7 protein-coding genes are annotated in these 6130 nt (G+C 44.6%); all 7 read left to right on the forward strand.

The features are described 5' to 3' along the window. Positions 1-16: 16 nt before the first annotated feature. Genes EAE93_RS20930 through EAE93_RS20960 form a run of 7 tightly spaced genes read left to right on the forward strand, consistent with a single transcriptional unit; the run spans position 17 to position 5910 of the window. The gene (locus EAE93_RS20930) at positions 17-499 is read left to right on the forward strand and encodes an MSMEG_0572/Sll0783 family nitrogen starvation response protein (protein ID WP_036776840.1); all 483 of its coding nucleotides are present in this window, start codon (positions 17-19) and stop codon (positions 497-499) included. Between the two features lie 29 nt (positions 500-528). Next, positions 529-1536 (forward strand): Nit6803 family nitrilase, encoded by a 1008-nt coding sequence (locus tag EAE93_RS20935; protein WP_214040488.1) that lies wholly within the window; start codon positions 529-531, stop codon positions 1534-1536. Positions 1537-1559: 23 nt separating this feature from the next. Then, positions 1560-2657: an MSMEG_0568 family radical SAM protein gene (locus EAE93_RS20940; RefSeq protein ID WP_214040489.1), complete on the forward strand. Its 1098-nt coding sequence runs from the start codon at positions 1560-1562 to the stop codon at positions 2655-2657. Between the two features lie 12 nt (positions 2658-2669). After that, positions 2670-3230: an MSMEG_0567/Sll0786 family nitrogen starvation N-acetyltransferase gene (locus EAE93_RS20945; RefSeq protein ID WP_040151440.1), complete on the forward strand. Its 561-nt coding sequence runs from the start codon at positions 2670-2672 to the stop codon at positions 3228-3230. Beyond that, positions 3227-4282 carry a sll0787 family AIR synthase-like protein gene (locus EAE93_RS20950; RefSeq protein WP_040151437.1) on the forward strand — a complete coding sequence of 352 codons (1056 nt, stop codon included), beginning with the start codon at positions 3227-3229 and terminating at the stop codon, positions 4280-4282. The genes EAE93_RS20945 and EAE93_RS20950 overlap by 4 nt, the downstream gene beginning before the upstream one ends. Further along, positions 4270-4560: an MSMEG_0570 family nitrogen starvation response protein gene (locus EAE93_RS20955; protein ID WP_036814154.1), complete on the forward strand. Its 291-nt coding sequence runs from the start codon at positions 4270-4272 to the stop codon at positions 4558-4560. The genes EAE93_RS20950 and EAE93_RS20955 overlap by 13 nt, the downstream gene beginning before the upstream one ends. Before the next feature lie 12 nt (positions 4561-4572). After that, positions 4573-5910 (forward strand): MSMEG_0569 family flavin-dependent oxidoreductase, encoded by a 1338-nt coding sequence (locus tag EAE93_RS20960; protein WP_214040490.1) that lies wholly within the window; start codon positions 4573-4575, stop codon positions 5908-5910. The last annotated feature ends 220 nt before the right edge of the window (positions 5911-6130 follow it).

The following is a 6130-nucleotide window of genomic DNA, read 5'->3' on the forward strand; positions in this document are numbered from 1 at the left end:
GAACTAGGAGTTGGTTATGCCAAACATTGATATCGAACAATATAAAGACGGCGATTTTCTCGTTGATTATGAAGAAAAAGTGTTTGAGGACGTCAAAGCCCAGCCAGGTGAAAAGGCATTGGTGACTTTCCATACCGTTGCATTTGAAGGATCAATTGGCTTGGTCAATGTGTTACAGGCAAAACGTCTGTTGCGTAAAGGCTTTGAAACCAAAATCTTGCTTTACGGCCCAGGCGTGCAATTGGGTGTACAACGCGGTTTTCCAACTTTAGGGGCAGAAGCTTTTCCGGGTCATCTGGCCGTCAATAATCAGTTGAAAGCCTTTATGGCAGAAGGCGGCGAAGTCTATGCCTGCCGTTTTGCGTTGCAAGCATTATATGGGCAAACCGAAAAAGCGCTTATTCCGGGAATTCGGCCAATTAATCCATTGGATGTAATGGATTTAAGACTGCTGATGCGTCGTGACAATGCCTTAATCATTGATACCTGGACTGCCTAAGTAAACATAAACTATAAGGGGATAAGGTTATGAACCGAATAATTAAAGCTGCCGCTGTGCAATGTAGTCCAGTGCTTTATAGTCAAACCGCAACGGTAAAAAAAATCTGTGACAGTATTTTAGAGCTTGGAAAACAAGGAGTGCAATTTGCAGTCTTTCCTGAAACCGTCGTGCCTTATTACCCTTATTTCTCCTTTGTACAACCGCCATTTGCTATGGGTAAAGAACATTTAAAGCTGTTGAATGAATCGGTGGTTGTCCCTTCCGAAGCAACTTTAGCGATTGGTCAAGCCTGCCTTGAAGCCAACATGGTGGTGTCGATTGGCATTAATGAACGCGCGGGCAGTACGATTTATAACGCGCAACTGTTATTTAATGCCGACGGTTCAATCATTCAGCATCGCCGCAAAATTACCCCAACTTACCATGAACGAATGGTGTGGGGACAAGGCGACGGCAGTGGTTTACGCGCCATTAATTCTGCGGTGGGACGTATTGGTTCGCTGGCATGTTGGGAACATTACAACCCGTTGGCACGGTTTGCTTTGATGGCTGATGGCGAACAAATTCATGCGGCCATGTTTCCCGGTTCGTTGGTAGGGCAAGTCTTTGCCGATCAAATCCGCGCAACCATTCAACACCATGCTTTAGAGTCTGGCTGCTTTGTGGTCAATGCCACCGCATGGCTGCATCCCGAGCAACAACAGCAAATTATGCAGGATACCGGCTGTAATATCGGTCCAATTTCAGGAGGATGTTTTGCCGCCATCGTTTCTCCCGAAGGCAAACTCCTGGCTGAACCGATCACACAAGGTGAAGGTTATTGCATTGCCGATCTGGACTTTAGCCTGATTGATAAACGCAAACGCATGATGGATTCGATTGGACATTACAGCCGTCCTGAATTGCTCAGCTTATTGATTGATCGTCGTCCAACACATGTATTACATGAACTGAAAGTTGAAACATCAGCTCAAAGTCATCTCGAAAAGCTCTCAAAATTTAATGAAGAACATGCCGAAACCATATTGATGTAAACCCGATCGATAGGGGGTTAAAGATGTCTGCAACACAACTATTAACCAATTTGCAATTATTAACCGATTTGCAATGTAATGGCCTGAACTGGGAAGGCGACTTTGGCTTGTCCCGTAAAGGCGGCGCAGGGCCAAGCGATCATAAGGCCCTGAGCCTTGACGGACAGACCATGATGATTCCTGTGCTGAACCTTGCGGCACAAGACTCTCCCTACACCGCAAAGCCCGAACCGCACTCTGACAAAGTGATTGTCTTTAAAAACCGAATTCCTGTGGCGACCTTAACCGCGCCTGCACGACCACGTTTTTATGATTTAAAAACCGCCGAAGGCATTGCCTACGAACAAATCGCGACCTTACATAGCCGTGATGTATTGGCGACAACGGTGTTACAGCATTGCATTCGTATGAAGGACAAGGCAACTGCCTGCCAATTTTGCTCGATTGATCAGTCTCTAAAAGAGGGTCGAACCTTGCCCCGTAAACGCCCGGAACAATTGGCTGAGGTAGCGAAAGCCGCCGTTGAACTGGATGGCGTCAAGCAAATGGTAATCACCACAGGTACGCCAAACACGGGAGATCGCGGCGCCAAAATTTTATATGACTCAGTTAAAGCGATTAAGGCGCAAGTAGATTTGCCGATACAGGTACAGTGCGAACCACCTGATGATTTTGTCTGGTTTCAACGTCTAAAAGATGCAGGCGCGGTGTCGATCGGCATGCACCTTGAGGCGGTAAGCGAACGTGTACGGCAGAAAATTATGCCGGGTAAAGCCGAAGTCTCGTTGGCAAAATATTTTGCGGCATTTGAGGCAGCCGTTGCGGTGTTCGGTCGAGGACAGGTCAGTACCTACATTTTGGCGGGTTTGGGCGATACCGAACTGGAAATCGTGGAAATGACCGCCAAACTAACTGAAATTGGGGTATATCCATTTGTGGTACCGTTTGTACCGATTCGAGGCACACCATTAGAGCATCACCCTAAACCTGATCAAACTTTTATGCAGTCGCTCTATCCGAAAATTGGACGGCAACTCAAACAACATGGTTTGAACTCCGAAAATACCCAAGCAGGCTGTGCCAAATGTGGCGCTTGCTCTTCGCTGAAAGCATATGAATAAGGAGAATGTGATATGAAACCTCACTATCCTTGGCTGCTTGAGCAAAATAAAGTGCTGAAACAATTTGTTAGCGATGACATTGCCATCAAAATTGTGTCGGAAGATTGGGAGCGTCGCCAATATTATCGCTTGCGTGAAATGACCTTTCGCGATGAACAGAAAATCTTGCAAGAAGATCGTGACGAATACGATGTTAAAGCATTAGGCATTGTTGCCATTGAGAAAATGTTTGGTGAGCATGACCGAGTGATTGGCGCGGTACGGATTTTCCCGGATGGCGAACAGACATGGTATGGCGGGCGTTTATGCGTCGAACCTTTATATCGACGTCGCCATATCATTGGTAAAGCGTTAATTAATACCGCGGTATCGACCGCCAAGAACTTGGGATGCCGTACCTTTTTAGCCACCGTGCAAAGTCAAAATGAACACTATTTCCAAAGGTTGTGTTGGGATAGTTTGCGCCAATTGACCGTTGCCAACATTCCACATGTGCTGATGCAGGCACAGATTGAAAACTATCCGTTACCGCATGTCCCGATGCAAGCCTATATGCAAAAGGAGACGCAATGATGGAACTCAATCAATTACTCGAAATGTTAAAACATACTCCTGCTATGCAGTCCAAACAGGCGATTGCTCACCATGTTTCAATTAACACAACTTGCCATGTGGATTCATTGGATAGCTTATATGCCTATCCCGGAGATGACACGGCAGCAGTGCCGCTGAATGGTCAATATATATTGCACGCCTGTGAAGGCATGTTACCCAGTTTTGTTGCCGATCATCCTTATTTTGCCGGATGGTCGGCGGTCATGGCGAATATTAGTGATATTGCTGCAATGGGTGGTCGGGCATTATCAGTGGTGAATAGCTTTTGGCATACCAGTAGCGAAAGTGCCCAGTTGTTAATGCAAGGTATACAGGATGCTTGTAACGCTTATGGTGTGTTATTGGTCGGAGGGCATACCAACATTGGCGTAGTTTATCAGCCCACTTTATCCGTTGCGATTCAAGGCATAGCGCGAAAACTACTCTCGGTGTTGCATGTCAAACCACAACAAAAAATTCTGATCGCTTTAAATCTAAAAGGACGATTCCACCCCAATACCACTTATTGGAAATGCTTTGAGCGTGTACCTGACCGCATTTTACAGTCACAAATTGCCTTGTTGCCGCAATTGGCGGAGACAAATCTGGCTCATGCCGCCCGTGATATTAGCAATGCCGGTATTCTAGGCAGTTTGTTGATGCTACTCGAAGCGACAGCATCGGGGGCGCAGATCAACTTAGATGCCATTCCTAAACCTGATGATGTGGACTGGTTTAAATGGCTACAAATCTTCCCCAGTTTTGGTTTTTTACTGACTGCCGATGCAAATGAATGTGAAGCAATAATCGAACTGTTTCACCGTCAGGGCATTGCTTGCGCGGTGATTGGTGAAACCAATGTCAGTGGTGTAGTTGGCGTACAACAACAAAAGCGACACGGCATATTTTGGGATTTTAACCGCCAAATATTCACCGGTTTTTGTTATGCCGATGCTTTAAAAAAGTTACAGGCTCAATCCATACCGATTAAACCTAAAAGTCAGCAGGAGTCGATGTTATGCCCAGTGTGAATTTTACTGTGAAATGGCCTAATGGGGAGCTGATTCAATATTACTCGCCCTCAACAGTGATTTATGAATACCTGTCCATTGGTCAACGTTACCCAAGCACGGAGTTCTTACATCAAGTTGAAAATGGTCTGCATGCCGCATCGGAAAGGGTACGGGCGCGTTATGGCTTTTTCTGTAGTTCGGCCGTGGACAATCTGGCGATTATCAAACGCCAAGCCAAATTCTTCGGGCTAAATCCAGAAGATCAAATTGAAGTTATTGAAATGACGAATCAATGAGAGGGATATCCCATGTTAAGTATCCAAAATCAAATGTTACAGCCAAATTACGATGTGGTCATTGTTGGTGGTGGTCAGGCAGGTTTATGTATCAGTCACTATTTGCAAAAAGCAGGCATTAACCATGTAGTATTGGAAAAAGAATCCGAGTTGACCCATAGCTGGCGCCATAAACGTTGGGATAATTTCACTTTGGTGACACCGAACTGGCAATGTCTATTACCTGAACATCCTTATCAGGGGAAAGATCCTGACGGCTTTATGAAAAAACCTGAAATTGTGGCATATCTTGACGAATTTATTGAAAAGACTAATCCTCCTGCCATTTTAAATACTCAGGTAGAACATGTGAAAAAAGTGGCGGCACATGAGTTTGTCATTAAAACCAATCACGGTATAACCACAGCCAAACAGCTTGTCGTTGCAGCAGGAGGATATCACACCCCAATTTACCCAAAATTAAGCGCTGCCTTGCCTAAACATGTGAAAGTGATGCATTCGGAAGAATATTTAAATGCAGACCAACTGCCAGAAGGTGCTGTATTGGTCGTTGGGTCAGGACAATCTGGTGCGCAGATTGCCGAAGATTTACATCTGGCAGGCAAAAAAGTCTATTTATCGACCGGCAATGCACCACGTTGCGCTCGCTTCTATCGTGGTAAAGATGTGGTGAAATGGTTGTTTGATATGGGGTATTACGAAACTACCGTCGAAAATCATCGCTATAGTGAAGAAGTGCGTAACAGCACCAACCACTATGTCACAGGGCGTGACGGCGGGCGTGACATTGACCTGCGTAAATTTGCCTCAGAAGGTATGCAACTGTTCGGACATTTTAATGACTTTAAAGAGGGTCAATTTTGGTTTAGACCAAATTTATCGGAAAACCTGGACCTTGCCGATACCACTTATAATCGCATTAATGCCTCAATTGATGAATATTTAGAGAAAAACAATATTGCAACCGACGAACCTGCATCGGTATATCAACCTGTTTGGCAGCCTGAGCAGGAAATCACACACATTGACTTAGTAAAAGAAAATATCTCGTCAGTGATTTGGTGTATTGGTTTTAAACCAGATTATTCATGGATTGATTTAGATATTTTTCAAGCCAATGGTTATCCAAAACATAACCGCGGTATTACCATTGATCCAGATGTCACATTTATTGGTTTGCCGTGGTTATATACATGGGGTTCTGGACGTTTTCTCGGGATCGATCAGGATGCCGCCTATGTAGTGCAGCATATTGAGCAACAAATAAGTCAGCAAAATATGCATATGTTATCTACTTTAATTAAAGGCGCTAAATCTGCAATCAAAGATAAAAGAATATCTCAAATGTGAAATTCCTAACTTCACCTGACAGAATATTTTTAAACGCTTATTTTTTTAATAAAGAGTCTGGTTGCAAAAACGGGGGTGACCATAGATTTTTACGGAGAATGTAATGAACGCATCCCAACCACTTAGCCTTTGGCATTGTGCTGGAATTGAGAGATGAGATGTGGATCCTCACAGATTTCCGGCCTTATAGTGCCTAAAAGCGGGAGACTATTGCTCCCTG

The organism is Photorhabdus akhurstii (genome assembly GCF_018448925.1).
GTDB classification, from domain to species: Bacteria; Pseudomonadota; Gammaproteobacteria; order Enterobacterales; family Enterobacteriaceae; genus Photorhabdus; species Photorhabdus akhurstii.